This window comes from Peteryoungia algae, assembly GCF_030369675.1.
Taxonomy (GTDB): domain Bacteria; phylum Pseudomonadota; class Alphaproteobacteria; order Rhizobiales; family Rhizobiaceae; genus Allorhizobium; species Allorhizobium algae.
This window is the reverse complement of record NZ_CP128477.1, coordinates 2,707,652-2,732,280: the sequence shown is the minus strand read 5'-3', so window position 1 is coordinate 2,732,280 and position 24,629 is coordinate 2,707,652. Positions and strand designations below refer to the sequence as shown.

Below are 24,629 nucleotides of genomic sequence, written 5' to 3'. Positions count from 1 at the left end.
TCAGCTCCGTTCCGGGAAAAGGGCCTTCAGGCCCTCGGGCGACGCTGCAGCGATACCGCGCTCGGTAATGAGGCCGGTGATCAAGCGCGCAGGCGTGACGTCGAAGGCAGGGTTGGCGGCAGGGCTGCCCTCCGGCGAGATGCGCACAGTCGTAATCGAGCCATCTTTGGCGCGCCCCTGCACGAAGCTCACCTCATCGGCTGCACGTTCCTCGATCGGGATCTCCTTCACGCCGTCATTGACGGTCCAGTCGATGGTGGGCGAGGGCAGTGCCACATAAAACGGCACACCGTTGTCGCGGGCCGCCAGTGCCTTGAGATAGGTGCCGATCTTGTTGCAGACGTCGCCGTTTGCCGTGGTTCGATCAGTCCCCACGATCACCATGTCGATATCACCGTGCTGCATCAGGTGTCCCCCGGCATTGTCGACGATCAGAGTGTGGGGTACGCCATGCCCGCTCATTTCCCAGGCAGTGAGATAGGCCCCCTGGTTGCGCGGCCGTGTTTCATCGACATAGACATGGACTGGGATGCCGGCCTCGACGGCCATGTAGATGGGCGCCGTTGCCGTGCCGTAATCGACCGTCGCCAGCCACCCGGCATTGCAGTGCGTGAGGATGCGCACAGGCTCACCGGGTTTCTTCTTCGACGCAATCTGCCGGATGACCTCCAAGCCGTTGGCGCCGATGGCGCGGTTCAGTCCCACATCCTCCTCGGCAATCTCGGCGGCGTGCTTGTAGGCCGCACCCGCACGATCGCTCTCCGGCAAACCGGCGAGACGCGTACGCATGGCGTTCAGTGCCCAGCGCAGGTTGATCGCGGTCGGGCGGGTCTCGTTCAACTCCTCCCAGACGGCATCGAGATGCGCATCCGATGGATCTTTGGCCATGGCGATCGCGACGCCATAGGCGGCAGTCACGCCGATCAGGGGCGCGCCGCGCACCCACATGTCGCGGATCGCGACTGCAACGTCACTGACGGTTTTCAAGGTTACGATACGGAACTCGTGCGGCAGCCAGCGCTGGTCGATGATGTCGACCGAGCGGCCGTCCTCGTTCACCCAGATGGTATGGTAGTGGCGTTCTCCGACTTTCACGCGAGAATCTCCTTTTCAAGTCGCTCCACGGTCGCCCTGATGTCCCGGAGACTGTGGATGCGCTGCCGGTTGACGGCGAGGTGACGCCCGAGCTTCAGCGCCTTGCTTTCGCAGGATGCACGGCGTTCGGGGTCGGCGATGGTTTCGAAATCGGCATTGTGGGCAAGGCCGAGGATACGGCGGTGGATCTCGATGCCGGCGAAACCGAGCATTTCGGACCAGATTTCATCGATGACGATGTTCAATGCCTGCTCGGCGGCAAGCGGATCCCGTCGATCTTCGAACAGGCTCGCCTGATAGAGGATGCCCCGGCGCTCGGTGCGCCAGAGATTGGCAAATTCGCTGCGGAATGTGTCCCACAGCGTTTCGATCGTCTCGAGCAGGTAGAGGCGCATGTCGTCGCGGGCGCCAGGTCTGGTCTCATGGCCCGCCTGGGAGAAATAGCTCATCCAGAAATTGGCGATCAACATGCCGACGTCGAAACTGATCGGGCCGTAAAAGGCGAATTCCGGGTCGATCACGCGCGTCTCGTCTTCTGTTACCATGACGGAGCCCGTGTGCAGGTCGCCATGGCAGAGCGTTTCTGCTTTGGCCGAGAAGATGTGCTTCAAACGCTGGGCCTCGACCTTTAAGTCCCGGTCGGATCGCAGTTCAGCCACGAGCGGATCGAGCTGCGGCGTGGTATGGCGGTTAAGAGTCGCTTCGATATAGGGATCGGAGAAGACAAGGTTTTCCGTGATGTCACAAAGCTCGACATTGTCGCAGAACAGCGCGACATCCGCCTTCTTCTCGCGCGTGACCATGGACAGGTCGGAGCCACGAAACAGCGTGCGTGCAACAAAAAGGCCGAGATTGCGCCCAACTCTCGGTAGCGTTCTTCCATCGATCAGGGCCCGCCTAAGGATGACGTGCGGCGTCAAAAACTCCATGACGATGATCGCTTGGGTCTCGTCGAAGAAGAATACTTCCGGCACCATACCCGGGTCGCGCTGCGCCTGGCGCGTTAACGCATGATACTCGAAGAACGAACGCTTTAGCGGAAGCGGCCAGCTCTCTCCGACGAGGCGCACATAGGGCAGCGCCTGCTTGACGATGACTGCGCCCTTTTCGCCCGTCACGATGAAGACCAGATTGAGGTTGCCGTCGCCGACTTCGCTGATGGTCCAGCGGTGCGAATCCTCACCTATCCGGTTCGTGACGGCAGCATTTCCACCCAGTCGAACCGGCAATGTCTCTGCGCTGAGCGCCTCGAAGACCTGGCTGTCCATTGAAATCTCCTCCTGTCCACGGGGCGGCCTCCACCGCACGCTCCATGCTGACTTTGCGCAAAGCTAAGGCGAGATTCTGTCAATTGTCAACGGCCTTGACATTTGATGAATGGCTATCCTAACGTGATGCCAATGGGAGGAATGCATGGGTGAAATGGCAGTGTTTCGCGTGGAGGGCGTGCGCAAATCGTTTGGCCAGGTGCCGGTGCTCCAGGGGTTGGATCTCGAGCTGAAGGCTGGCGAGGTAACGGTGTTGATGGGTGCCAACGGCGCCGGCAAATCCACGCTTGTGCGCATTCTCTCCGGCGTCTACACGCGGGACGCAGGTACCATCACGCTTTCGGGAGCTGCTTTCGAGCCGACAACCCCGGCTGAGGCGATCCGTGCGGGTGTTGTCACCGTGCACCAGAACATCAATGACGGGGTCATTGCCGATCTCGATGTCGCCACCAATCTCACCCTTGATCGGCTGAATGGACGCGGTGCCAGGTTGTTCTTCAATCCGCGCCGGGTGCGTCGCGAGGCTGCGGCCGTGGCCGTACGCATGGGTCTTGCGATCGATCTTTCCGCAAGCATCAACGACCTGACCCTCGCGGACCGGCAAATGGTGGCAATTGCCCGGGCGATGGCGCATGAGCCGCGGGTTTTGATCCTCGACGAGCCCACCTCCTCGCTGTCAAGCGCCGAGGCCGACCGTCTGTTCGAGCTTGTCGATCGCCTGAAAGCGCGTGGCGTCGCCATTCTCTACATATCCCATCGCATGTCCGATATCCGTCGGCTTGCCGACAGCATTCTGGCGCTGCGCGACGGTCGCATCACTGGCCGTTTCGAAGGCCCTGAACTGGACTATGAGGGCGCGGTCAAGGCGATGCTCGGACGAAAGGTCGCCGCTGGCGATGTATCCGCACGTACGGCGGGCCGTCCTGTCTTGTGCGTTCGTGGGCTGAAGCTGTCGCCGCAGACGCGTCCTTTCGATCTTGATCTCGGCGAAGGAGAAATCGTCGCGGTCACTGGGCTCGTTGGCGTCGGCAAGAGTGCGCTCGCCGAAACACTGTTCGGGGCCCGTGCACCGGCAGCCGGCGAGATGACACTCGATGGCAGGCGTTACGGGCCAAAGACAACAAGACAGGCGATTGCGCGCGGTGTTTTCCTCGTTGCCAAGGACCGGGCGATCAGCGGCATCGTCCCAGATTTCAATATCTACGAGAATATCAGCCTGCCGTTCCTGAAGCGTCTTTCCTCCCTGGGCATTGCCAGCCGCCGAGCGGAGAGAGCGAAGGCGCGCCAGCAGATTGCAGATCTTTCCGTCGTCTGCCGAAGCGAACGCGATGAGATGCAGACACTGTCAGGCGGCAATCAGCAGAAGGTCATGGTCGGCCGTTGGCTGTCCGAGCCGTCACGCCTGCTGATCCTTGACGAACCATTCCAGGGCGTCGACATTGCCGCGCGCCGGGACATTGGCGACAAGCTTCGCGCTTCCGCCGCAGGTCGATCCACCATTCTTTTCCTGACGGAACTCGACGAAGCCTTTGAGGTCGCCGATCGCATCCTGGTGATGTCGGAACAGACCATCGTCGGCGAGCATCTCAACACAGACATCGATATCGAGCGGCTGCTCTGTGAGATCGCCGGGAAACCCTACCAACAGGTCAGTGCAAGATGATGAATGAAGAGAGCAAATCCGCCACCACCGGCGTCGTTCCGCCAGCCCTGAGCATACGTGAAACCGCGATCAAATACGGCTTTCTTGCTCTGCTTGCAGGAATGGTCCTCTATTTCTCGCTCGTTACCGGAGGCTTTGCCTCGCCTCAGAGCGCCGTCTTCATCCTGCAATCGGTGTCGATCACTGGGATCCTGGCACTCGGCGTCACGGCGACGCTGGTGGTCGGTGGTTTCGACCTTTCGATCGGTTCTGTCGCCACCACAGCCATGATGGCCTCGTCTTACGTGATGGTGGTGATGGGTGGCGATGCCTTGACCGCGACGCTCGTCTGCCTCGCTGTCGGGATGGCGGTCGGTTTGGTCAACGGCCTGATCATCGTTTACATGCGGGTGCCGGATCTGTTGGCAACGCTCGGCATGATGTTCCTGCTTCTGGGACTTCAGCGCATTCCGACCGAGGGCCGCTCGATCGCGGCTGGTATGACACTTCCCGACGGTTCAACCGCGACCGGCGCCTTCAGTCCAGCCTTCCTGGCTCTCGGCCGCCATCGGTTCGATCTGATCCTGCCGAACCTCGTTCCGGTCTCGGTGGTCGTGCTGATCGTACTGGCGCTCGTTATCTGGTTCTTCCTCGAATACACCCGTTTCGGCCGCATGATGTATGCGGTCGGCTCTAATGAGCGTGCGGCCAGTTTGGCCGGTGCGCCGGTGAATGCCTACAAGATCACAGCCTATATCATCTCCGGCGTTTTCGCTTCCATCGGCGGCATCCTTCTTGCCGCACGTCTCGGTCGCGGGGACATAGCCTCGGGCAACAATCTGCTTCTGGATGCCGTGGCTGCCGCCCTCATCGGCTTTGCCGTGCTGGGCGCCGCCAAGCCGAATGCTTTCGGCACGGCGGTCGGCGCGCTGTTCGTCGGCATCCTGCTGCAGGGTCTGACTATGATGAACGCGCCCTACTACACGCAGGATTTCGTCAAGGGCGCCGTACTAGTCATCGCCCTGATTTTCACCTTTGCGCTCTCGAAAAGAGGCAAACGCTGAGACGGGAGGTCTCGGCGACTAGTCAATGTTCAAAAGTGGAGGAGACTTAAATGCATTTTACACGTAGAACTCTGGGCAGAATAACGCTCGGGCTGATGGCAGCAACGACATTCGTCGCACCATCTTTTGCAGCCGATATGCCAAAGCCATTCGACAACCCCGGTGACGTCAAGATCGCGCTGGTGCGTTACCTGTCGACAGGCGACTTCTTCCAGTCATACCTCGCTGGCGTGGAGGCGCAGGCCAAGGCGCTCGGAGTCCAGCTTCAAGTCCTCGACAGCCGGCAGGATGCGGCGCTCCAGGCCGACATGGTCGACCAGGCGATCGCGCTCGGCGTGCAGGGCATCATTATCCAGCACGGCCTCACCGAATCAATGAAGGAAGCCGCTCAGCGTGCGGTCGACGCTGGCATCAAGGTTGTTGCCTTCGACGTGAATGTCGAAAACGACATGATCCCGCAGGTCGAACAGTCCGACCGGGATCTCGCCCGCCTGGCGCTTGAGGAGGCTGTGAAGGACAATGGTGAGAGCTTTAAGGCCGGCTATGTCTACGTCGCCGGCATTGCGCCACTCGACCGCCGCGATGAGACGTGGAAAGAATTCAAGGCCAAGTATCCGGGTATCAACGAGGCTGCCCAGTTCGGCACGATGGACAACCCGATTGCCAATTCGGTCGCCAACCAGGCCCGCTCGGTGGTCTCCGCCAATCCCGACATCACCGTGATGTTCGCGCCCTATGATGAATTCGCCAAAGGCGTGAAGATCGCCGTCGACGAGGCGGGTATGTCCTCCAGCGTCAAGATCTACTCTGCTGACATCTCGACCTCCGACATTGCCGCGATGCGCGAGCCGGATTCCGCTTGGGTTGCGACCGCTGCAACAAACCCGGCGGTCGTCGGGCAGGTTTCCGTGCGGACACTTGCCATGCTGCTGGCCGGCGAGGATCCGGGCAAGCAGGTCATCGTGCCGCCAACTCTGATCACGCAGAAGGACCTCAACGATCAGGACATCAAGAATATGGAGGAGCTCGGCGCTAAGTTGCCGCAGTTCGCTCATGCCGATGTCGCTATGCCGGAATGGATGCCCAAGCCTTGAATTGTCGTCCATAGCAATGAAGAAGGGGCGGTTCGCCGGACCGCCCCTTTTGTTTTAGGTGGTGAAGCAAATCGGGCAGGTGCCCGATCCGTTCGGAAGATCATCGCATGGCCGCTGCGATGTTGCCGCCGTCGACAGTGGTCACATCGGCCGTGGTGCGTTCGGCCAGTGCGTGGTGTACGAATGCACGCGCCACATCCTCGGCGGTCACTTCGAGCCCAAGCAGGTTGCCGCCCATATATTCCTTGACGGAAAGGCCTCGGGCGGCAGCGCGGTTGGCGATCATCTCGTCGTTGAGCAGACCAGAGCGGATGCGATCCGCATTCACGGCGTTTACCCGGATGTTGTCCGCTCCATGCTCCAGCGCGTATTGGCGCGACAGGAACAGGGTGGCTGCCTTCGGCAGGCCATATGCGCCAAATTTGGCGCCCGGATTGACCGCCTGCTTGGAGGCGTTGAACAGAAGCACACCCCCTGTCTGCTGCGCCGTCATGATACGCACCGTATTCTGCGCCACGGTCTGGTGGGCGAAGAAGTTCAGCTCAAAGCTCCGGCGCAGCAGTGCATCGTCCATGGTGGCGATCGCACTTTCCCAGGCCGCACCGGCATTCGATACGACAATGTCGGCGCCCCCGAAGGTGGCGACCGTCTTGTCGAAGGCCGCGCGCACTGAGACAGGGTCGGTGATGTCGCAAGCGATGCCAATCGAGCTGTTTCCAGCGGACCTGGCTGTCGCCGCCGCCTTTTCACCGTCGAGATCGAGCGCCACGACATGCGCGCCTTCGGCTGCAAATGCCTTGACGATGGCTGCACCGATGGCACCGGCTCCACCGGTGACCACGGCAACCTGGCCGGTAAATGGTTTTGGCTTGGCGCCAGCGAGCTTTGCCTGTTCCAGCGACCAGTATTCGAGATCAAAAAGATCGGGCCGGCTCACAGGCTCGAAGCGCCCCAGGGCTTCTGCATCACGTGCCGCCTCGATCCACATCTCGCCGACATCCGCCGCGATTGTTGCATCCTTGAAGGTTCGGCCATGGCCGAACATGCCAAGGCCTGGCACCAGCGTCAGGCGTGGCATGGGATCGAGCATGACGCGCGCGACGTCGTCGCGGGCGTCGTTGCTGCGGAAGTATTCGGTGTAGTCAGCGGCAAAGGCAGCAACGCGTTCGTCGATGAGAGCGCGATATCCGGCGACGCCGTCGCTTGACGGTGCCGGCAGCACCATCGGGCCCGTCTTGATGCGGATCGATAGGTCTGGCGTAGACACGCCTCTGGCGGCCATATCGACGACTTCGGCTGTATTGACGAAGTCAAGGATCTGCGGCGAAGCGCGGAACACATTGACCATGCGGTCGTAGCGGCCTTCGCCCCTGGAGACGGCGACGGCACCGCGCAGGAGCGGGGCGATCTCGTCCACACTTGCGAGTTCGTCCGGGAGCCTGGCCGGCGTAAAGGGATTGCGACCGTTTTTCTTGACGTGATCCTCCGCCACAGTGACGTGGTAGATCATCCGGTCATAGGCTTCTTGGGCCGTGTCGCCGAACGTGAAAATCCCGTGTTTGTCGAGGATCAGTCCCTCGACTGTGGGGTCCTGGTCGAACACCTCCGCCGCTGCCTTTGCAAGCGCAAAACCCGGCATGATGTAGGGCACGAAACCCATCTTGCTGCCGAAGAGATCACGGCTCATTTCCCGGCTCTCTGCTTGGTTGGCGATGGCAAGGATCGCCGTCGAATGGGTGTGGTCGATGAACTTGTGGGGGAGAAAGGCGTGCAGAAGTGCCTCCACGGATGGATTGGGGGCACTCGGGTCAATCAGGTTGGCGCGTAGAAGCGTCACCATGTTCTCGTCTGAGAGTGTCGCCAGCTTGCGGCTCTTCAGGAGCGAAGCGAGCTTTACGGCCGGCAAGCCCGCCGGTTCGATACTGCCCATGTCCCAGCCACTGCCTTTGACGCAGAGGACGGCATGGGTATCGCCAACGAGATCGGTCACCTCGGTCTTGACGGACGTGTTGCCGCCGCCGTGCAGGACAAGCCGCGGCTCCCCCCCAAGAAGACGTGTCGTGTAGGTGCGTAGCGCCAGGTCGCGATTGACGCCCTTCGTGGAATAGCTTGCAACGAACCGTTCGGCCTCGTCGTCGCGCCAGAGATTCTCCATGATATTCGACCTCCCCGATATACCGGTCCGACCGGCATCGGTGGACCAAAGCTTTAGAAGTTCAAGCCTTGCCCGAACCCACCTTGCCGAGCCCTTCGTGGCTCCAGTGTTGCAAAACCCTTCGCGCCATCGAGGTGGTGACGACAAGATGCGAGGCAAAGCCACCCTTCAATGCCGCTATCAACGGTTCGAGCTTGTTGTCTTCCTGGACGACGAGCATTCGCTTCCTGATCGCCCGGATGGAATCAAGATCTGCAGAGATGCAGCGCCGATTGTGGGCGCAATCCATCCAGCGGCCGTCCTGATCGATGAGCTGTCCGGCAATGACGCCTGCTGCCCCCAGTTCACCCATTTCGTGCATGCCTTGCGCCGAGAGGGCGCCGCATTTGACGAGGTGGCTGTCAGCCTCGATGCCGCCGACGGAATAGAGCGCCAACTGGCAGTCGGAAATAGCGGCAAGCTGCTCCTGGATGACAGGCTCGCCGCGTAACTCGTCGGCCAGTCGTTCCGAGGAGAGCACCAGCGGCGCGTAGAAATTGATGCCTTCCGCGTTAAGTCGTCGGGCAATTTCCGTCGTGCATTGGTCTGGGCGATAGGAGTAGGGGGCTCCCAAGTTGCCGCAGAGCTGGACAACAGTTACACCGCGCAGGTCAGCAAAGGGCATGACGTCGGCGATGTGGTAGACAGTGCGGCCCCAGGCGACGCCAACCCGCTCACCCTTGTTTATCAGTTCGAGAAATACGGAGGCGGCAACGACGGGCATTTCGGCGGCCGGATCCATGGCTTGCCGGTCTTCCGGCACAATCCAGACGGTCGTCAGCCCGGTTGCGTCCTCAAGTTCGCGTGCCAGAACGTCATCGGAAAACAGCTCCGAGGAGGTGGTTATTGTGACGATGCCCATCTCTCGCGCTTTGCGAAGATACATGGCGACCGAAGCTCTGGAGATCTCGAGCCTTTGCGCCACTTCGTCCTGACGAAGCCCATGTGTGTAGTAAAGCCAGGCGGCCTTGTGAATGATTTGGTCGGTGGCGCGGATCGACATATGATGTACTCGTCAGGTGGTCCTGACATAATTCATTACCGCTGACAAAAGTCAACTGCGGCTTTTGGGAGCCCATAATCGGCATGCAGAAAAGCATCGGATAATACCGTTGGCCTTCCGTCATGTGCTAGGCTCGTAACCCGGCGGTTCGCGAGGTCCAGGTGCCATTATATCTACGCAATGGGCGCGAGATTCGCGGACTTCATGTGGTCAGCACCCGCGATGGAACCTTCTGTTTGATTCACGGGATCCGGGTGATGCACTTTGCAGTCTCGACCAGCACCAAATTCAAGCAACAGGTGCGAGGCAACTTGCCCAGGGGTGCGCGCGTGAAACGCGTGAAGAATGAGCGCTGAAGCCGCTTCCTGGTGAAGCTCAAAGCCGGATTTCGAGATATGGTGTAAGAAATCCCGAATAAAAAATGCCACGGCAGATGCCGTGGCTAGGAAGCGACTGACGCGCCGCGGGGATGCCTTCAACTGGGAAGTCTTGGCCCATTATGTGAGGCTATATGTATGGGTCACAAATAGCAACCTCAGCAATCGAACTAGAAGGATGCCGCGCCACCTGCTGCTTGGCTCGATCCAGCGGATAGCGACCATTTATCTGCTTTCGAGGCGAACTGATTGCGTTGCTTGACTTCGCAATCCGTTGCGCCCATCTTGGGGACATGCTGACTGAACGCAACCATATCATCCGCACACGGATGTGCCTGATCGCAGGCAGGTAACCCCCGGCCCGGTTGCGTCGCGACTTGGTCGAGGGGCATCGGTTCTTTCCCGCATGGCGGGAACAAGCGTCGTCAAAGCGACAATCCATCAATATTAAAACGACAGCGGCGCGGCGAACGCGCAACTGCGCTTGCTTGTAGGAAACGAGACTATGGCTACCGACACGAAGCGTCATCGCAAGCCTGCGATCGTCCTGACTAAAACAGACCATGAGAGGCTTTCGCGGCTCGCGGAGGCTCATGCTTTGCGCAACCCAGAGGTCTCTGAGGAGCTCCTGTTCGAACTCGACCGTGCTCGCGTCGTGCAAAATTACAAGATCGCCTCTAATGCCGTGCGGATGGGCTCGACTGTTCGCTTTACAAGTGATCTTGGCGAGGATCGCACGGTGATACTCGCGTTTCCCGGAGAAGCCGATATTGCCGCTGGCAGGATTTCCATCCTCACACCAATTGGCGCTGCGCTCATTGGTCTCTCTGCCGGCCAGTCCATCGACTGGGTCGCACGCGACGGCCGTGTGCATCGTCTTCATGTCGAGCACGTAGAAAATCTTGCAGCAAGCAAGGTGGCATGATGACTCGCACGCTTTGTCGTCTCTTCATCAATGGAGGCTGCCTAATCGCAGGATAGTCACCCCTGCGCGGAATGTGCGCAGGGGGATCTCCCATTCTTGTCGATGTATTCGCTCAAAGGTGAGCGACGGAGAACTGCGAAATGTCGAACGATAACATTATCCTGACGACCAAGGATTTCACTATCCTAGAGGTCTTGCGAGATCGCCACCATGACCAGACTGGCCTGCTGATGCCGCTGATACGAAACAAGATGGAGAAGGCGCTCGTCGTTTTCCGAGAAGACCTGCCAGGTGACATTGCAAGCATCAATAGCCGGGTACGCTTCCGCGTTGCAGCTGGGGAGAGTGACACGCGTGTGATCTCGACCGGCCAGACACATGGTCCGGTGGGCATGTTCCTACCCATCACGACGCTTCGTGGTCTGGCGCTTCTCGGACTGCGCGAAGGCCAGGCGATGTCATTGGTCAATATGAATGGCGTCACGGAGAAGATTGTGCTCGAGAAGGTGGAGTATCAGCCAGAAGCGTCGCGGCGTGAACGAGAGGCGCTAGGTCAAGAAGAGCCTACGGCTGGGCGAAAACCGATGCTGCGCGTCATATCTGGCGGACTTGATAGGCATCGCTGCATGAGTTCCGTTGTGGCCGGCGGATTCGATGATCCGGGACCATCAGCAGCCTGACGTCTAGCCGTGATCTTTTCCCGGATCCGCGCTGAGATCGAGGCGCGCATCCGAACTCAAACAAGCATTCATTCCCTTTGAGAAATCACTGTTTCTAGCTATACGGTGCGGACGAAGGTCATCGTTGCCTGCGACAGAATGCGGTTCCAGGACCGGATTCGGTGCGAGTGTAAACACACTCCGTCTGATCCGGTCCAGAGCAGGCGAGGGCAGTATGGTGGCGTGGAAGTAACCAACGCCATCGTCGCTGCTAGACGAAAGCGAAGCGCTCGTACCAAGCTCTATTCCAAGAGCTGCCTCCCGTCCCGACGCTGTTGTTTGATCCTTGTTCCGTTACGGCGACTTCTTTCCGTCATGGACGGTCGTGCTGCCCCCCGGGCTCGTGTTTTGCAATTCCCTTGGCGCCAATCTGACAATGTGGGACGCGCACATTGTTGGGTTGGAGCTTCACCTGCATATACTGCGGTACGACCAGCCTCGCCATGGCGCTTTGGCACGCCGTCTGCACCCTATATGACGGACTATCTGGCGGCGATGTCTTGGTGCTGATGGATGCACTGCACTTCGGGCGGGCACATATTCCCGGGCTTTCGATCGATGGGTTGACCGGGAGCTGGCTGGCGCTAATAGCTTGTGAGCGCTTTGATAAGATGACGTTCTGCGCAACAGCCGCTAGGATCGGCACCGCACAGGGATGGGCTGACCACAGTGCCACGGTCCCGACCGATGGAGTTGCAAAGATCACTGCCAGCACCCAGGATAGTTGGTTAATCTTGCGGCATGTTAATCCCAATCCAACCCCGGTCCGGGATATGATCGACAACTTTGTCTCGACTTCGGTCGAAGGCGATGTCGGCTGCCGTTATCCGTTAGTGCGAACTGACTATAGAGCCTTATTGAACATGATTTCCAATCCGCAGCTGGCTATTGCGGGTCGTGACGCTCCTGTGTGCAAACCTAACGAGCTCGCGGTCATCGCTACTACTGTGCGGCGAGGAAACCTTTGTATTCTGCCAGTTAGGCATTTGGTGAACATGAAATCGGCCATGGCATCTAGTCACGCGCTAGCCCTTCTTTTGCTGCGAATTTCCTTCTGAACTAATAAGTCTCCAATTCGGAGGAGATGAGCGGCGGAGTGCTAATACGGTTGAAATTTTCATCGTTTGCTGAAAGTTTGCGCTTTCAGTCGATCGGGAACATTCAATTGCAGTTCTTACGTTCATTAGGACCAGCAGTCGCTGGCACTGCTCCAATGGAAGCCGTGCGCGCGGGCCTTGGTGCTTTCATAGGGCTTTGGCTGACCGGCTTTTTCGTGTTGTCTCCCGGCGTTGATCTTGACTATGGCCTCTACCTCGTCGCACCGCTAGGCGCGAGTGCGGTTCTCATGTTTGCAGTTCCAAATAGTCCGCTTGCTCAGCCGTGGTCCGCAGTTGTCGGCAACACGGTTGCTGCGCTCGTCGGCGTCGCAATCTCGCTGTTCGTTCCCGAGCCAATATTGCGGATCGCCCTCGCTATCGCCCTTGCGATTGTCGCGACATTCACGCTGCGAGCGGTGCATCCGCCGGCAGGAGCAGTCGCGATGACGGTGGCCATGAGTCCGGAAGCTGTTCAGCATCTTGGTTTCTGGTTCGCACTTGCACCAATTGCGACGGGTACGGTAAGCCTTGTATTTATCGCGATCGCCTATGCCAGAGTGACAGGGCGCCGCTACCCACTTCGTCAATTCGACCAGCAAAACAGGCATGGCACCACTGATCGGATCGCCGTTGAACGGCTAGGGCTTTCCGAGGCTGAGCTGAGCGACATCCTTCAACAATATCGACAGTCATTCAACCTCGGCGTTGAAGATTTGGCACGCCTTATCGGTGCAGCGGAACTCCTGGCAGCGGCACACCAGTCCGGCACTACAACTGCGGGCGCCATCATGTCCTCGAACCTGATCACTGTGGAGGCGAACACAGATTTGGGCACAGTCGCGGATCTCTTCCGGCGTCATCGTTTTACATCGCTTCCCGTTGTCGACGATAAGCAGCGGTTTCTAGGCATCATCTTCCAGATGCATCTCATCAGTCGAGCAAGAGACGATGCGCTTCGACTCGATCGAGGCTTCATGCCTGCTTTACGCCGGCTGATTGACCCGGAAAGAAGCAAGCCTGTCCTGGCACTCGATATCATGAGCGTCACCGTACCTCGCGCCATTGCAGCAACGCCACTTGGAGCGTTGTTACCCTTGATGGGCGACACAGACGTCGATGCCGTGCCCATTCTGGAATATGGAAAACTCATCGGTATCGTCACCAGAACCGACCTGATCGCTGCATTGGCCCGCAGCATGGTTCGAACAGAATTCTAATTCGGTTCGTCTTCTCATTCTGGGGCTTCAGGACTTTTCATGGCCTGTTACAAAGCCGGAACTCCTCTCAAAGGTCCGAGCTGGCGACGATGAGGCTACTGGAAAAAAATCGCCACGGCATAGGCCGTGGCTAAGTCGCGGCTAACGCGCCGCTAGGGGACACCGGCGACTGGGAGGTCTTGACCGGCCCTTGATACCTAGGCCTGATCGGTATTGATAGCAAGTCGTATCCATACTTGAGGACCTTCGGAATCCCGTCGCCAGAGAGAAGCACTTACAGCAGCAAGCTAGCCCCTCGCTTGATAGGCGAGCGGGCAGTGCTTGACTTATAAGGTATGAGAGCCCTATCTCTGGTTATGCTGAAAAATTGCTTCCATATCATCCGCAAACGGATGTGTGGAGTGCACCCCGTTTCAGCGGACATGTCGGCTAGTTTGATTTAGCCCTGATGAACTGCCGAGGGGAATCCATCTTGAGCGCGGAATGGGGATGGATTTCGTTATAGTCCTCGATCCATCCGTCGATGAGCCGGAGCGCTGTTTCGGCGTCCGGTAGTGCTGCGATGCGGATATAGTCCCGCTTCAGGGTTTTGACGAAGGCTTCCGACATGCCGTTCGACTGCGGACTGGCCACCGGGGTGAAGCAGTGCGTCAGATTGAGCGCCTGGGCAAACAGCCTCGTGTCCCTCGCGGTGTAAGCTGAGCCATTGTCGGAGAGATGCTCAATTGCGTGCGGGGCTCTCGTTGCTATGAACCGCTTCTCGACCGCCTCCAGCATCATGTCGCGCACGTCAGAGCCGGAGATACCCGCGTTGGCGACCGCCGTCCAGGCGATGATCTCGCGGTCGAAGGCGTCAATGATGAAGGCGAGCCGAATGACCTCGCCGTTCCAGCAGGTGAACTCCAGACCGTCCGAGCACCAGCGCAGGTTCGAGCGCATGACCATCACCTTGCCGTCGTGGAGGCGGCCCTTACGAACGGCCGTATGCTTCTCCAGCAGCATGGCGTGGTTGCCCATGATGCGATGAACCCGTTTGGCGTTGACGACAGGCTTATCGGCGGCTTGCCTCTCGCGATTGAGAAGCGCGACGATCCGCCGATAGCCATAGGTTGGCCTTTGATCCACCAGCCTGCGGATGATGGGCAGAAGCTCTGCATCCTCGGCCTTGTGATAGGAGCCGCGCGGCTTCGATCTGCCTTTCAGGCGCTCGATCAGATTGGAACGGGAAACGCCGAGCGTGTCGGCGACAGCCTTCATCGGGAACCGTCCTTCGGCAACAAGATCGGCCGCGATATCCGTTATTTTGAGTCTGCTTTGGACAAGGCTTCGCGGAGGATTTCGACCTCCATCGACTTGCGGCCGAGCATGCGCTCCAGCTCGCGAACGCGGTCCTCCAGCTTTCTAACTTCCGAATTGCCGACAACCGGCTCGTCAGAATCCACGGCTGCAGCACCTCCCTCACTCAAGAGCCTGCGCCACCGGTAAAGCAGATTGGGCGCAACGCCATGGCGGCGAGCAGCCGAAGACACCGTCTCGCCAGGTTCAAAACTCTGCTCAATGATTGTCAGCTTCTGCTCGGTTGTCCACCGTCTGCGGCGGACATCACCCGTCAGCAATTCAACGTGTCGATACTCGTTAGACATAAGCCTGTCCTCAAGCCTGTGCTTGAGCCTTTCTGCTTATGCCGACTGTCCGGTCGAAATGGGGGGCAGTTCAATGTGCCTCATCGCAGGCAGTTGACCCTCGGCCGCATCGCGTCGCGATCAGGTCGTGGGGCATAGGTCGATCCCGAACGTAGGGAACCAGCGTCGACCAAGCGGCAACTCATCGACAATTCCAAATATACAGCAGCGCGTGATGCGCGGCTTTGCATCTCTAGTAGGATAACCCAATGGCTCCCCAAACGAAGCGCCATCGCAAACCCGCGATCAGCCTGACAAGAACTGACCATGCGAGGCTCTCGCGGCTCGCAGAAGCACATGCTTTGCGCAATCCGACCGTGTCCGAGGAGCTGCTCATGGAGCTCGACCGGGCCCGCGTCGTGCCCGATAGTAGTATTGGTTTAGACGTTGTCCGAATGGGCTCTACAGTTCGCTTTACAAGCGACCTCGGTGAGGATCGAACAGTTACGGTGGTCTTTCCCGGAGAAGCTGACATCGCCGCAAACAAGATCTCGATCCTGACGCCAATTGGTGCAGCCCTCATCGGTCTGTCCGCCGGGCAGTCGATCGATTGGGTCGCAAGGGATGGTCGCCAGCATCGTCTGCAGGTCGAGCATGTTGAAGTAACCGAGTTTGCATCATGATATCGGTGCTCTCTCGTCTCGCAATCAATGGAGGCTGTTTGACCGCAGGATAGCCACCCCTGCGCTGTCCGCGCGCAGGGGGGCTCCCATCCATGTCCATGTCTGTGCATGTGCTCGAAGGTGAGCGACGGAGAATTGCGAAATGTCGAACGGCAGCATTATTCTAACGACCAAAGATTTCACCATTCTGGAGGTCTTGCGCGATCGCCCGCATGGCCAACACGATACTCTCATCCCGTTGATACGACAAAAGCTTGAGAGGGCAATCGTGGTATTTCGGGAGGATTTGCTAGCGGACATCGCCAGCGTCAATAGTCGTGTCCGTTTTCGTCGACGGTGGAGAGAGCGATACGTGTGTAATCGCCACGGGTCAGCTCAGTGGGCCAGTGGGTATGTTCTTGCCGATCACCACGCTCAGAGGGCTGGCACTTCTCGGATTGCGTGAAGGCCAGGAAATGTCGTTGATCAACTCGAACGGTGTGGAAGAGAAGATCTTGCTGGAGAAGGTTGAGTACCAGCCGGAGGCGGCCCGTCGCGAACGCGAAGCGCTCGGTCGAGAAGAACGAACACCTGCGCCCAGACCGATTTTGTACGTCGTTTCTGGCGGCTTGGACCGGCGACACGGACTTGGTTCGAACCCTACAAACGGATTTTACGATCCGGGTCCACCAGCCGCCTGAAGCCCAGCCCTCATTTCATCAAGGACGCGAGCGCGATGCGGCAACCGTCCGATTTGGAAGAACGCGAGATGCAGAACGAGTATCATCACCGCACCGAGTTCTTTCAAGGGCTGCTATGGATGGCGCTCGGAATGTTCTCGTTCGTCGGAATGTCAGTGGGGTCGCGAGAGCTCGCGGCCACGCTTTCGATCGAGCAAGTTCTCTTCTTCCGTGCTCTGGTGGGGCTATGCGTTATCTTGATCTTTGGACGACTTCTGCTGCCGGAGCTTTGCCAAGGCAGATTGTTGAAGTTGCACTTTGCAAGAAACCTGATTCACTTTGTTGCGCAGTACCTTTGGACGATTGGCGTCGTGATCTTGCCACTGGCATCGGTCTTTGCACTTGAGTTCACTATGCCGATCTGGGTTGCACTGTTTGCATTCCTTTTCCTGCGGGAGAAGCTCACAAGGCCACGGATCTTCGCAACGGTAACCGGCTTTATCGGGGTTCTCATCATTGTGCGTCCAGGCTTTACAATGGTCGATCCGGCTGCAGGTCTCGTGCTCATTGCCGCCGCCGGGTACGCTCTCTCTTTGATCTTGGTTAAAAGACTGACACGAGAGGCTTCACCGGCGGCGATCGTCGTTTGGATGATCGTGATCCAGCTTCCTTTGGGTTTCATTGCTTCACTGACAGACTGGCGTCCGGTCCACTTTACTGACATGCCATGGATGGCTGTCGCAGGTCTCGGGGCCCTCTGCGCCCACTATTGTCAGGCCCAAGCTTTGAAACGCCTCGACGCATCAGTGGCCATGCCAATTGATTTCCTCCGCGTGCCAATGGCAGCAGTCGTAGGATGTTACATTTACGCAGAAGCGATCGACCTCTGGGTCTTCCTGGGTGGTGCGATCATAACGTTGGCAAATTATCGCGCGGTTATGGGCGAAAGACGATCTGTCACCGAGGCACGGCCACAGGGTAGTCCCGAGGTATGACAAGTTGGCTGGAGAACCACTGTTGCAGTTCTGAACGTGCTGGCACAGCTGCAGTTGCGAGACATTTTTTGGCGCGCTAGGTCAAGCTAGTTGAATTTATTGGTCCAGTTACCGAGCGCGGGTTAAAAAGATCGCGGAGGTCTGGTAGTGTGCTGATTTATAGCGGATTGCTCACTTTTAAGCGAAAAACCGAGATAAATTCAGAAGAACAGTGTGGATCCTTCTTCTCTTGGACAGGTTCCGACGTTTAAATGTGCTACGCGGGGAGGGGACATGAGACAGTTGACCACTGGAGAGCGGGATCTTGCTGCAGGCGTTCTCATCGTACTTGCCGTGATCGGTGTCGCGATGGCCGCCGTTGGGCGCAATGAGCCATTTGGCATCCACGGGTTGATCGTTCTGATCTATAGTGGCTGTTTGTTGGCGCTGCTAATGTCGGGAGCGTTTTCCCCGGCACCAGACCCTTCACGATTTAGCAAATATTACGATGACCCAATCAAGATTGGTGTCGGCCTGACGCTTTTCTGGGCCATATTTGGCATGTTTGTTGGAGTCTGGGCGGCTGCACAACTTGCATGGCCTGCCCTCAATTTTGACACCGCTTGGTCGAGTTTCGGCCGAATACGGCCTGCCCACACATCCGGAGTAATCTTCGGGTTCGGCGGGAATGCTCTGATCACCACATCGTTCCATGTTGTGCAGAGGACTTCCCGCGCGCGGTTAGCGGACCAATTCTCGCCGTGGTTTGTCCTCTTCGGCTTTAACCTGTTCTGCCTTCTTGCGATCTCCGGCTATTTCCTTGGAGTGACTCAATCCAAGGAATATGCCGAAGCAGAATGGTATGCGGATATCTGGCTTGTGATCGTATGGATCGTCTACTTCGTACTCTACGTACGGACGCTCGCCAGGCGAAAAGAACCGCATATCTACGTTGCGAACTGGTACTATCTCGCGTTCATTCTAGTGGTGGCTATCCTCCACATCGTCAATAATCTGGCTGTTCCCATCTCAGTAACCGACGCGAAAAGTTACACCGTGTGGGCCGGGGTACAGGACGCTATGGTGCAGTGGTGGTACGGGCACAATGCTGTAGCGTTTTTCCTGACCGCTGGCTTTCTGGCCATGTTATATTACTATCTCCCCATACGTGCTCAACGCCCGATCTTTTCGTACAGGCTGTCGATTCTGAGTTTCTGGGGCATTACCTTCTTCTACATGTGGGCAGGATCCCATCATTTGCATTACACTGCGCTTCCTCATTGGGTGCAGAACCTTGGTATGACTTTTTCAGTCATGCTACTTGTTCCGTCCTGGGCCTCGGCTGGAAACGCCTTGCTCACCTTGAACGGTGCCTGGCACAAAGTGCGTGATGACGCGACCCTGCGCTTTATGATGATGGCAGCCTTCTTCTATGGCCTGTCGACATTCGAAGGTTCGTTTTTGGCCATAAGGCCAGTCAATTCCCTGTCTCACTACACCGATTGGACTGTTGGGCATGTTCATGCCGGGGCGTTGGGCTGGGTCGCGCTCATTACCTTTGGAGCTCTGTACACCCTGGTGCCGGCAATCTGGAAACTGGACCGCATGTACTCGGCTGCTTTGGTTGAAATTCACTTCTGGCTCGCCCTTATAGGCACGCTCATTTACGTGTTTGCCATGTGGAATTCGGGGATCATACAAGGGTTGATGTGGCGGACCTACTCGGAAGACAGCGCTCTCACCTACTCGTTCGTTGATACGCTGGTGGCAATGTATCCTTACTACATTGCCCGAGCATTTGGCGGCTTGCTCTTCCTCATCGGCGCGGTGATCGCTGCCTATAACGTTTGGATGACGGTCAGGCATGCTGGGACGGCTACGGCCGCTTCAAGTGAAGATTTTCCGATTGTTGATGGGGTAAAGACCCATGCAACGCCTGCGGAGTGACCATATGTCGGATTCTATACATAGAAAACTAGAACGTTCGGCAACTGGTTTCATGCTCGCGATCATTGCCGCAGCAAGCGTTGGCGGCATTGTGGAGATTGCGCCGCTCTTCACGATAGACGACACCGTTGAGACCGTCGAGGACATGCGTCTCTATACCCCGCTTGAGCTGGCGGGACGCGACATCTATGTCCGCGAGGGTTGCTATGCGTGTCATAGCCAGATGATCCGGACCCTTAGAGACGATGTTGAACGGTATGGACCTTACTCTCTGGCAGTGGAATCAAAGTATGATCACCCGATGTTGTGGGGTTCCAAACGCACCGGCCCGGACCTCGCACGGATTGGTGGCAAATACTCCGACTTCTGGCATGTGGCGCATCTGAACAATCCGCGCGATGTGGTGCCGGAATCAAACATGCCGTCGTATCGATGGTTGTCGACGACGCTGCTTGATACTACGAAGCTCCCGCTCATGCTTGCAGCTCAACGCACGGTTGGGGTCCCTTATACGGACGACATGATCGAAAATGCCGCAGTCGACGCATACGGACAGGCAGCACCAGACAGCGAACAGGCGAGTGAAGTCACAACGCGTTATGGTGAAGGAACACAGCTTTCTGCGTTCGACGGGGTTGTTACAAACCTAACCGAAATGGATGCTCTGGTTGCTTACATTCAAGTGTTGGGAAGGCTGACTGGTGCTGCTTATGAAAATACCGCAGCTGCGGAGCCCATGCCTGAACCCTCGAATAACTAGGAGTGCGAGATGAACGTCAGTCATGAAGTGCTTGTCGAAACTGCAAAGACCTGGGGCCTGTTTTATCTAATCGGCTTTTCGATCCTGGTGCTCGTTTACACATTCCTGCCGTCAAACAAGAAGCGTTTTGAAAGTGCTGAACGAGAATTGTTCCATGAGGAGGATGCCCCATGGAGGTAGAAATTGATCCCGTCAGCAAACGAAAGACGACAGGACATGTATGGAATGGCATCAAGGAGCTAGATACCCCGATACCTAAAGGTATTCTACTTTTTTTGATCATCACTCACATCTTTGCCGTCGTGTGGTGGATGCTTCTCCCAACCTGGCCATTGGGGGACACGTACACAAAGGGCCTGCTTGGAGTGGATCAGAAGGAGGAAGTCGCGGAAGTTCTGCAGAACGCTGCTCTTTCCCGCTCGTCCTGGGCGGCGAGCATTGCAGAACTTTCGTTCGACGAAATCCGCGCCGACGAAAAACTGATGGCGACTGCCGAGACGGCAGGTCACCAGCTGTTTGGCGACAACTGTGCAGCTTGTCACCGCCGGGACGGTAAAGGCGGGCCTAACTACCCTGACCTCACTGACGATGACTGGATTTGGGGCGGAACCCCTGAGATGATCCAGCAAACGTTGACCGTCGGCATCAATTCTCGACACCTGGATACAAGGGTTTCCCAGATGCCGGCATTCGGCAGAGATGAAATGTTGGATCGGGAGCAGGTGCGAGATGTGGCAGCCTTCGTGCAGACCATGAGCGATCCCAGGACAGCGACAGATGATAATAACGAGCAGGTCGTTCGCGGTCGCGAAGTCTTCCAAAGCAACTGTGCTACCTGTCACGGTTCAGAGGGCAGAGGGGATCCAGAAGTCGGTGCACCCAACCTCGCTGATGACCGTTGGATCTACGGCGGAAGTCTTCGAACGATCATAGATACGATCCACGGTGGTCGTGCGGGTCACATGCCAACATGGGACGAACGACTGTCGCCTGTGGAGATCAAGGTCCTTGCTCTATACGTCTTCGCATTGAGCCAAACGGAGCCTTGAGTGGCTAAAATGAAAGCAGCGCTGGGACATCGAGTGTTTTGGGTTGGAATGATTGCTACTGCTGTTTTGGTGGTATTGTTAGCCAACGTGCACCTTTTATACGTGGCCTTTTCGTCGCAGCCTGGCTGCGTTCCTCACCTGAAGGAGAGGGGCCAGACGTCCGGACAGTTTCGAGCTGCCAAATCGGCTTGCTAAGAACAGGGGAGCTTCAGATGACGAGAAAGCACAAGGCAATCTTTGTGTCCGAGATCTCGGATGTAGAGGAGACGCGCAGCGAGCAATACCAGCGGCACCTATCGAATGACGCTGCGCTTCGGTGGTTGCGGGCAGGCTGGAAAGACCTCTGGACGCAACCCCTGCTCAGCCTGGCTTATGGCGTAGCTGTCTTTTGCGTCTCCTGGCTGTTCGTCGTGTACATGTTCACGAGCGGACAAGACTATCTGCTCTTTCCTGCTCTCGCTGGATTCATGATCGTGGGGCCATTGGTCGCGGCGGGCCTGTATTTAAAAAGCCAAAGCCTTGAGAAGGGTGATCGGACAACCCTTTCGTCAATGCTGAGGGTGCGCCCACGTGCAGGTGCGCAGATATTTTTCACCGGTATGCTGCTGACAATGTTGATGCTTCTTTGGATGAGAGCAGCTGTCATTGTGTACGCGCTGTTCTTCGGTGTGCGGCCGTTTCCCGGCTTCGATCATGTCATCTCGATGTTGTTCGCCACACCATTGGGTTGGTCGATGCTTCTCGTGGGAACGCTTGTCGGTGCACTTTTTGCAGGCTTTGCCTTTGCCATCAGTGCATTTTCCGTACCAATGCTGCTGGATAACAAAATCGACGCCTTTACTGCGATGGGAGTGAGCATGGCGCTGGTGTGGAATAATCTGCAACCCGCGCTCATCTGGGGACTATCGGTTCTGGTGCTCTTTTTGTTCAGTGTAGCAACAGGCCTGGTTGGATTAATCGTTGTGTTTCCTTGGCTCGGTCATGCGACCTGGCACGCCTACCGGGAAATGCGATAGCCGCCATGATAGCAATAATCGTCACATCGGCGACATTCATGTGAAAACGACCGGGGGCAGGGTCATCGAGAAAGGCCGGAGTTCATAGAGTCCGCGAGCGAGGCTTTCTTCACTCTATCTTCGAAGCTGGGCCGGAAACGCCTTATTTTGTGTCGGTTGCGGACCGCGTATACGTGCGAAGGTGGGCGCTGCTTCAAAATAGTACTGGCCGCCTATCGTATCATGGGCGCGACCGAAAACGGATTAAGCTCGACGGCATCACGGATGTGGTCAGCAAAATCTGGAAATCAAGCATTCGCGTCTTATTTACGCGATATCAGGTCTACAAGGAGGACCACTTGAAAACGGCCTTAGCCATTCTCGTTCCCATTTCAATTGCAATGGGAACTGTTGGATTGTTAGCATTCTTCTGGTCGCTTCGAACCAAACAATACGAGGATCTCGAAGGTGCTGCGGTCAGAATCCTTTTAAACGACGATAATGAGTAGCGAATCCCAAGGTCCGCGACGACGGCACAATTGCCGCAGAAGGAGTGAAAGTGCGTGACTCTCAAGAACATTCACCAGACGGAAGGCTGACTGCGGATCTTACTCCCGCCGTGAAGGTGGTAGACCCCTCCGATGCTGTCACAGGTATGAGCTTCGTCTTTGGGCTTCTGGGGGCGACAGCAGGCGTGCTTGCTGCACTCGTCACTTTGACGGAATTCAACCTCGGTCTCTTGATCAACTGTTTGATCGCGGCGATTGCATTTGGGTCCGCGGGTATTGTGCTCGGAGGAATGATCGGTGCTGTTCTGTCCTTGAAAAGGGGCATCAAACCTCCACGAGCCGGCAATGGAAGCAACGAAGACAGGTATCAGCGCTCCTAAGCGGCCGAAAGCGGTCCTGTATCGACACATGGGCAGGCGCAAAGCGAACCCGCCGGGTGACACAGTTCCCTTCGCATAGGTGGCTGCAATCAAGAATATCCATGACGTCGCCATCAAAAAATTCAGATGGGTAGAGCTAAACGGTCAATTATTCTAAATGCAGCGCATTGCCGCTTCAGTTTCTCTTTGCAGGTCTGAGCGAAATGATTTGTAAATCCAACCGCTGGTTTCCGGGTCTATTCGCCGCCAGATAGTCTCTAGCCAGAACAGCTGGTTTTCGTCGATGGGCTTTACTGGGAACCACGCGTACCATTCTCGCCATAGATTGTCCCTCTGCATGATGCCCCCTACTGGTTTATGGTTTGACCTCAAGTTCTGGATCATGATGGGACTATGAATACACATGAACGACGCACTGAGGGTACGTATCGTGAATGTTCTAAACCGCCTACTTTGGATGGAAAGGGGGTAGGCGGTCTATCAGGTAACTAATGGTGTCCTTATCCGCGGAACAGCTGACCACGCACTCTTGGATGTCGCAGACGGCGTCACAGTGGCATTCGCGATACGCCCTTGGCAGACTTTCAGCAAGTCGGTCAATGTTGAACCATCCGCGTAACTTTCGTTTATTCCGCATGATCACGTCAGCCTTGATGTGGCAGCCCTAAACGGTTTCGTGAAAGCGCGGAAAGAGGACCTCTTTTTCCAAGTGTATATGTTGGACGAGATCGTCGGCGAATTTTTTGGTGCCTGTATAAAGCGCGCGCCATGAATTGCATGCGCCTTCCGGAAGGTGAAAGCCGCCTGTTGCATGCTCGAGTTCTGCCAGATGCTGTGCCTCGACGTCATGTTCGTGGCGCATCTGTTCGATGGGTCTGGTCAGCGCCTGATGGTCGCCGCGTTCCATGTGCGGGAAAAGCATAAGCTCCTCGCGGTGCATATGGCTGTGGAGATCGCTCTGGATGCGCTCGAGGAGATCCGCCAGTCCGATCGGTGCATCGGGATGATTGCCATGCACGCGCTCAACCTTGGCTGCGAGCGGGATCAGCGAGATGAGTTCCGCCCGATGAGTGTCGTGGTAGCGTGTCCGGATGTGATTAATCAGATCGACCGTTCCGTCCGGTGCTTCCGTCGCGGCGGCGTCGACAAGGCCTTGCAATTCGCCAACCAGAGCTTGTGGTGAAAGCCCTGCGGCTTCGGCCGCAGCCTCGATGCTGTCGGAGCCACCGCAGCAGAAGCTGATGCCGTGTCGGCGGAACAGTGCGGCTGCACCCGGGAGGGAGGTGGCGATCTTTCCGACCGTCAGACTTGCGTTGAGTTCCATCGAGTTCACCTTGCCTACGTTTCAATGCGTTA

Annotated in this window: 23 protein-coding genes; 17 read left to right on the top strand and 6 right to left on the bottom strand. The window is 57.3% G+C overall.

The features are described 5' to 3' along the window. Both mtnA and mtnK read right to left on the bottom strand, forming a co-directional pair. Positions 1-1,095 (bottom strand): S-methyl-5-thioribose-1-phosphate isomerase, encoded by a 1,095-nt coding sequence (mtnA, locus tag QTL56_RS13000; RefSeq protein ID WP_245137971.1) that lies wholly within the window; start codon positions 1,093-1,095, stop codon positions 1-3. Beyond that, positions 1,092-2,363, bottom strand: coding sequence for an S-methyl-5-thioribose kinase (gene mtnK / locus QTL56_RS12995; RefSeq protein ID WP_245137972.1), 1,272 nt, complete (start codon positions 2,361-2,363; stop codon positions 1,092-1,094). Before mtnK ends, mtnA begins: the two co-directional genes overlap by 4 nt. A 145-nt stretch (positions 2,364-2,508) precedes the next feature. Here mtnK and QTL56_RS12990 point away from each other — a divergent pair, with 145 nt between their 5' ends. From QTL56_RS12990 to QTL56_RS12980, 3 genes are read left to right on the top strand one after another with little or no spacing between them, the layout of a single operon-like run. Continuing rightward, complete coding sequence (locus QTL56_RS12990) at positions 2,509-4,026, top strand: sugar ABC transporter ATP-binding protein (RefSeq protein WP_245137973.1); 1,518 nt, start codon at positions 2,509-2,511, stop codon at positions 4,024-4,026. Next, positions 4,023-5,069, top strand: coding sequence for an ABC transporter permease (locus tag QTL56_RS12985; RefSeq protein WP_245137974.1), 1,047 nt, complete (start codon positions 4,023-4,025; stop codon positions 5,067-5,069). Before QTL56_RS12990 ends, QTL56_RS12985 begins: the two co-directional genes overlap by 4 nt. A 50-nt stretch (positions 5,070-5,119) precedes the next feature. Beyond that, positions 5,120-6,163 (top strand): substrate-binding domain-containing protein, encoded by a 1,044-nt coding sequence (locus QTL56_RS12980; RefSeq protein WP_245137975.1) that lies wholly within the window; start codon positions 5,120-5,122, stop codon positions 6,161-6,163. 100 nt (positions 6,164-6,263) lie between these two features. On the opposite strand, the gene QTL56_RS12975 is transcribed toward QTL56_RS12980, so the two are convergent. Both QTL56_RS12975 and QTL56_RS12970 read right to left on the bottom strand, forming a co-directional pair. Then, positions 6,264-8,318: a bifunctional aldolase/short-chain dehydrogenase gene (locus QTL56_RS12975; protein ID WP_245137976.1), complete on the bottom strand. Its 2,055-nt coding sequence runs from the start codon at positions 8,316-8,318 to the stop codon at positions 6,264-6,266. Positions 8,319-8,379: 61 nt separating this feature from the next. Beyond that, positions 8,380-9,360, bottom strand: a complete 981-nt coding sequence (locus QTL56_RS12970) for a sugar-binding transcriptional regulator (RefSeq protein WP_245137977.1) — start codon at positions 9,358-9,360, stop codon at positions 8,380-8,382. Between the two features lie 882 nt (positions 9,361-10,242). Here QTL56_RS12970 and rnk (QTL56_RS12965) point away from each other — a divergent pair. From rnk (QTL56_RS12965) to QTL56_RS12950, 4 genes are all read left to right on the top strand, one after another. Then, positions 10,243-10,662 carry a nucleoside diphosphate kinase regulator gene (rnk, locus tag QTL56_RS12965; protein WP_245137978.1) on the top strand — a complete coding sequence of 140 codons (420 nt, stop codon included), beginning with the start codon at positions 10,243-10,245 and terminating at the stop codon, positions 10,660-10,662. A 140-nt stretch (positions 10,663-10,802) separates the two neighbouring features. Then, complete coding sequence (locus QTL56_RS12960) at positions 10,803-11,342, top strand: GreA/GreB family elongation factor (protein ID WP_245137979.1); 540 nt, start codon at positions 10,803-10,805, stop codon at positions 11,340-11,342. Between the two features lie 482 nt (positions 11,343-11,824). Beyond that, the gene (locus QTL56_RS12955) at positions 11,825-12,439 is read left to right on the top strand and encodes an alpha/beta hydrolase (RefSeq protein WP_245137980.1); all 615 of its coding nucleotides are present in this window, start codon (positions 11,825-11,827) and stop codon (positions 12,437-12,439) included. A 26-nt stretch (positions 12,440-12,465) separates the two neighbouring features. Then, positions 12,466-13,695 carry an HPP family protein gene (locus tag QTL56_RS12950; RefSeq protein WP_289393193.1) on the top strand — a complete coding sequence of 410 codons (1,230 nt, stop codon included), beginning with the start codon at positions 12,466-12,468 and terminating at the stop codon, positions 13,693-13,695. A gap of 429 nt (positions 13,696-14,124) precedes the next feature. Here QTL56_RS12950 and QTL56_RS12945 read toward each other — a convergent pair. Continuing rightward, positions 14,125-15,338 (bottom strand): IS3 family transposase gene (locus QTL56_RS12945; protein WP_245137981.1). Its coding sequence is split into 2 segments (ribosomal slippage): positions 14,125-14,996 and positions 14,996-15,338, totalling 1,215 coding nucleotides; the frame shifts between segments, so codons are not numbered across the junction. A 248-nt stretch (positions 15,339-15,586) separates the two neighbouring features. Here QTL56_RS12945 and rnk (QTL56_RS12940) point away from each other — a divergent pair. The 10 genes from rnk (QTL56_RS12940) (at position 15,587) to QTL56_RS12895 (ending at position 23,273) form a co-directional block, all read left to right on the top strand. After that, a complete protein-coding gene (gene rnk / locus QTL56_RS12940; RefSeq protein ID WP_245137982.1) occupies positions 15,587-16,000 on the top strand; it encodes a nucleoside diphosphate kinase regulator in 414 nt (137 codons plus the stop codon). A gap of 398 nt (positions 16,001-16,398) precedes the next feature. Continuing rightward, positions 16,399-16,680 carry a hypothetical protein gene (locus QTL56_RS12935; protein WP_245137983.1) on the top strand — a complete coding sequence of 94 codons (282 nt, stop codon included), beginning with the start codon at positions 16,399-16,401 and terminating at the stop codon, positions 16,678-16,680. A 68-nt stretch (positions 16,681-16,748) separates the two neighbouring features. Continuing rightward, entirely contained in the window at positions 16,749-17,654 is a 906-nt protein-coding gene (locus QTL56_RS12930) for a DMT family transporter (protein WP_245137984.1), read from the top strand. 273 nt (positions 17,655-17,927) lie between these two features. Further along, the gene (gene ccoN / locus QTL56_RS12925) at positions 17,928-19,580 is read left to right on the top strand and encodes a cytochrome-c oxidase, cbb3-type subunit I (RefSeq protein WP_245137985.1); all 1,653 of its coding nucleotides are present in this window, start codon (positions 17,928-17,930) and stop codon (positions 19,578-19,580) included. A 4-nt stretch (positions 19,581-19,584) separates the two neighbouring features. Continuing rightward, entirely contained in the window at positions 19,585-20,340 is a 756-nt protein-coding gene (ccoO, locus tag QTL56_RS12920; RefSeq protein WP_245137986.1) for a cytochrome-c oxidase, cbb3-type subunit II, read from the top strand. 9 nt (positions 20,341-20,349) lie between these two features. Next, positions 20,350-20,520: a cbb3-type cytochrome c oxidase subunit 3 gene (locus QTL56_RS12915; protein WP_245137987.1), complete on the top strand. Its 171-nt coding sequence runs from the start codon at positions 20,350-20,352 to the stop codon at positions 20,518-20,520. Next, a complete protein-coding gene (gene ccoP / locus QTL56_RS12910; protein ID WP_245137988.1) occupies positions 20,511-21,389 on the top strand; it encodes a cytochrome-c oxidase, cbb3-type subunit III in 879 nt (292 codons plus the stop codon). The genes QTL56_RS12915 and ccoP overlap by 10 nt, the downstream gene beginning before the upstream one ends. Positions 21,390-21,601: 212 nt before the next feature. Continuing rightward, complete coding sequence (locus QTL56_RS12905; protein ID WP_245137989.1) at positions 21,602-22,405, top strand: DUF2189 domain-containing protein; 804 nt, start codon at positions 21,602-21,604, stop codon at positions 22,403-22,405. A 380-nt stretch (positions 22,406-22,785) separates the two neighbouring features. Then, a complete protein-coding gene (gene ccoS / locus QTL56_RS12900) occupies positions 22,786-22,893 on the top strand; it encodes a cbb3-type cytochrome oxidase assembly protein CcoS (RefSeq protein WP_245138035.1) in 108 nt (35 codons plus the stop codon). A gap of 50 nt (positions 22,894-22,943) precedes the next feature. Then, positions 22,944-23,273 carry a hypothetical protein gene (locus QTL56_RS12895; protein WP_245137990.1) on the top strand — a complete coding sequence of 110 codons (330 nt, stop codon included), beginning with the start codon at positions 22,944-22,946 and terminating at the stop codon, positions 23,271-23,273. Positions 23,274-23,937: 664 nt separating this feature from the next. On the opposite strand, the gene ric is transcribed toward QTL56_RS12895, so the two are convergent. Beyond that, positions 23,938-24,597: an iron-sulfur cluster repair di-iron protein gene (gene ric / locus QTL56_RS12885; protein WP_245137992.1), complete on the bottom strand. Its 660-nt coding sequence runs from the start codon at positions 24,595-24,597 to the stop codon at positions 23,938-23,940. Positions 24,598-24,629: the final 32 nt, after the last annotated feature.

Bases quoted from the DNA above. Each gene is read 5' to 3' on its own strand.
- mtnK (WP_245137972.1), bottom strand. From the start codon at position 2,363: ATGGACAGCCAGGTCTTCGAGGCGCTCAGCGCAGAGACATTGCCGGTT.
- QTL56_RS12990 (WP_245137973.1), top strand. From the start codon at position 2,509: ATGGGTGAAATGGCAGTGTTTCGCGTGGAGGGCGTGCGCAAATCGTTT.
- QTL56_RS12985 (WP_245137974.1), top strand. From the start codon at position 4,023: ATGATGAATGAAGAGAGCAAATCCGCCACCACCGGCGTCGTTCCGCCA.
- QTL56_RS12980 (WP_245137975.1), top strand. From the start codon at position 5,120: ATGCATTTTACACGTAGAACTCTGGGCAGAATAACGCTCGGGCTGATG.
- QTL56_RS12975 (WP_245137976.1), bottom strand. From the start codon at position 8,318: ATGGAGAATCTCTGGCGCGACGACGAGGCCGAACGGTTCGTTGCAAGC.
- QTL56_RS12970 (WP_245137977.1), bottom strand. From the start codon at position 9,360: ATGTCGATCCGCGCCACCGACCAAATCATTCACAAGGCCGCCTGGCTT.
- rnk (WP_245137978.1), top strand. From the start codon at position 10,243: ATGGCTACCGACACGAAGCGTCATCGCAAGCCTGCGATCGTCCTGACT.
- QTL56_RS12960 (WP_245137979.1), top strand. From the start codon at position 10,803: ATGTCGAACGATAACATTATCCTGACGACCAAGGATTTCACTATCCTA.
- QTL56_RS12955 (WP_245137980.1), top strand. From the start codon at position 11,825: ATGGCGCTTTGGCACGCCGTCTGCACCCTATATGACGGACTATCTGGC.
- QTL56_RS12950 (WP_289393193.1), top strand. From the start codon at position 12,466: ATGAGCGGCGGAGTGCTAATACGGTTGAAATTTTCATCGTTTGCTGAA.
- rnk (WP_245137982.1), top strand. From the start codon at position 15,587: ATGGCTCCCCAAACGAAGCGCCATCGCAAACCCGCGATCAGCCTGACA.
- QTL56_RS12930 (WP_245137984.1), top strand. From the start codon at position 16,749: ATGCAGAACGAGTATCATCACCGCACCGAGTTCTTTCAAGGGCTGCTA.
- ccoN (WP_245137985.1), top strand. From the start codon at position 17,928: ATGAGACAGTTGACCACTGGAGAGCGGGATCTTGCTGCAGGCGTTCTC.
- ccoO (WP_245137986.1), top strand. From the start codon at position 19,585: ATGTCGGATTCTATACATAGAAAACTAGAACGTTCGGCAACTGGTTTC.
- QTL56_RS12915 (WP_245137987.1), top strand. From the start codon at position 20,350: ATGAACGTCAGTCATGAAGTGCTTGTCGAAACTGCAAAGACCTGGGGC.
- ccoP (WP_245137988.1), top strand. From the start codon at position 20,511: ATGGAGGTAGAAATTGATCCCGTCAGCAAACGAAAGACGACAGGACAT.
- QTL56_RS12905 (WP_245137989.1), top strand. From the start codon at position 21,602: ATGACGAGAAAGCACAAGGCAATCTTTGTGTCCGAGATCTCGGATGTA.
- ccoS (WP_245138035.1), top strand. From the start codon at position 22,786: ATGGGAACTGTTGGATTGTTAGCATTCTTCTGGTCGCTTCGAACCAAA.
- ric (WP_245137992.1), bottom strand. From the start codon at position 24,597: ATGGAACTCAACGCAAGTCTGACGGTCGGAAAGATCGCCACCTCCCTC.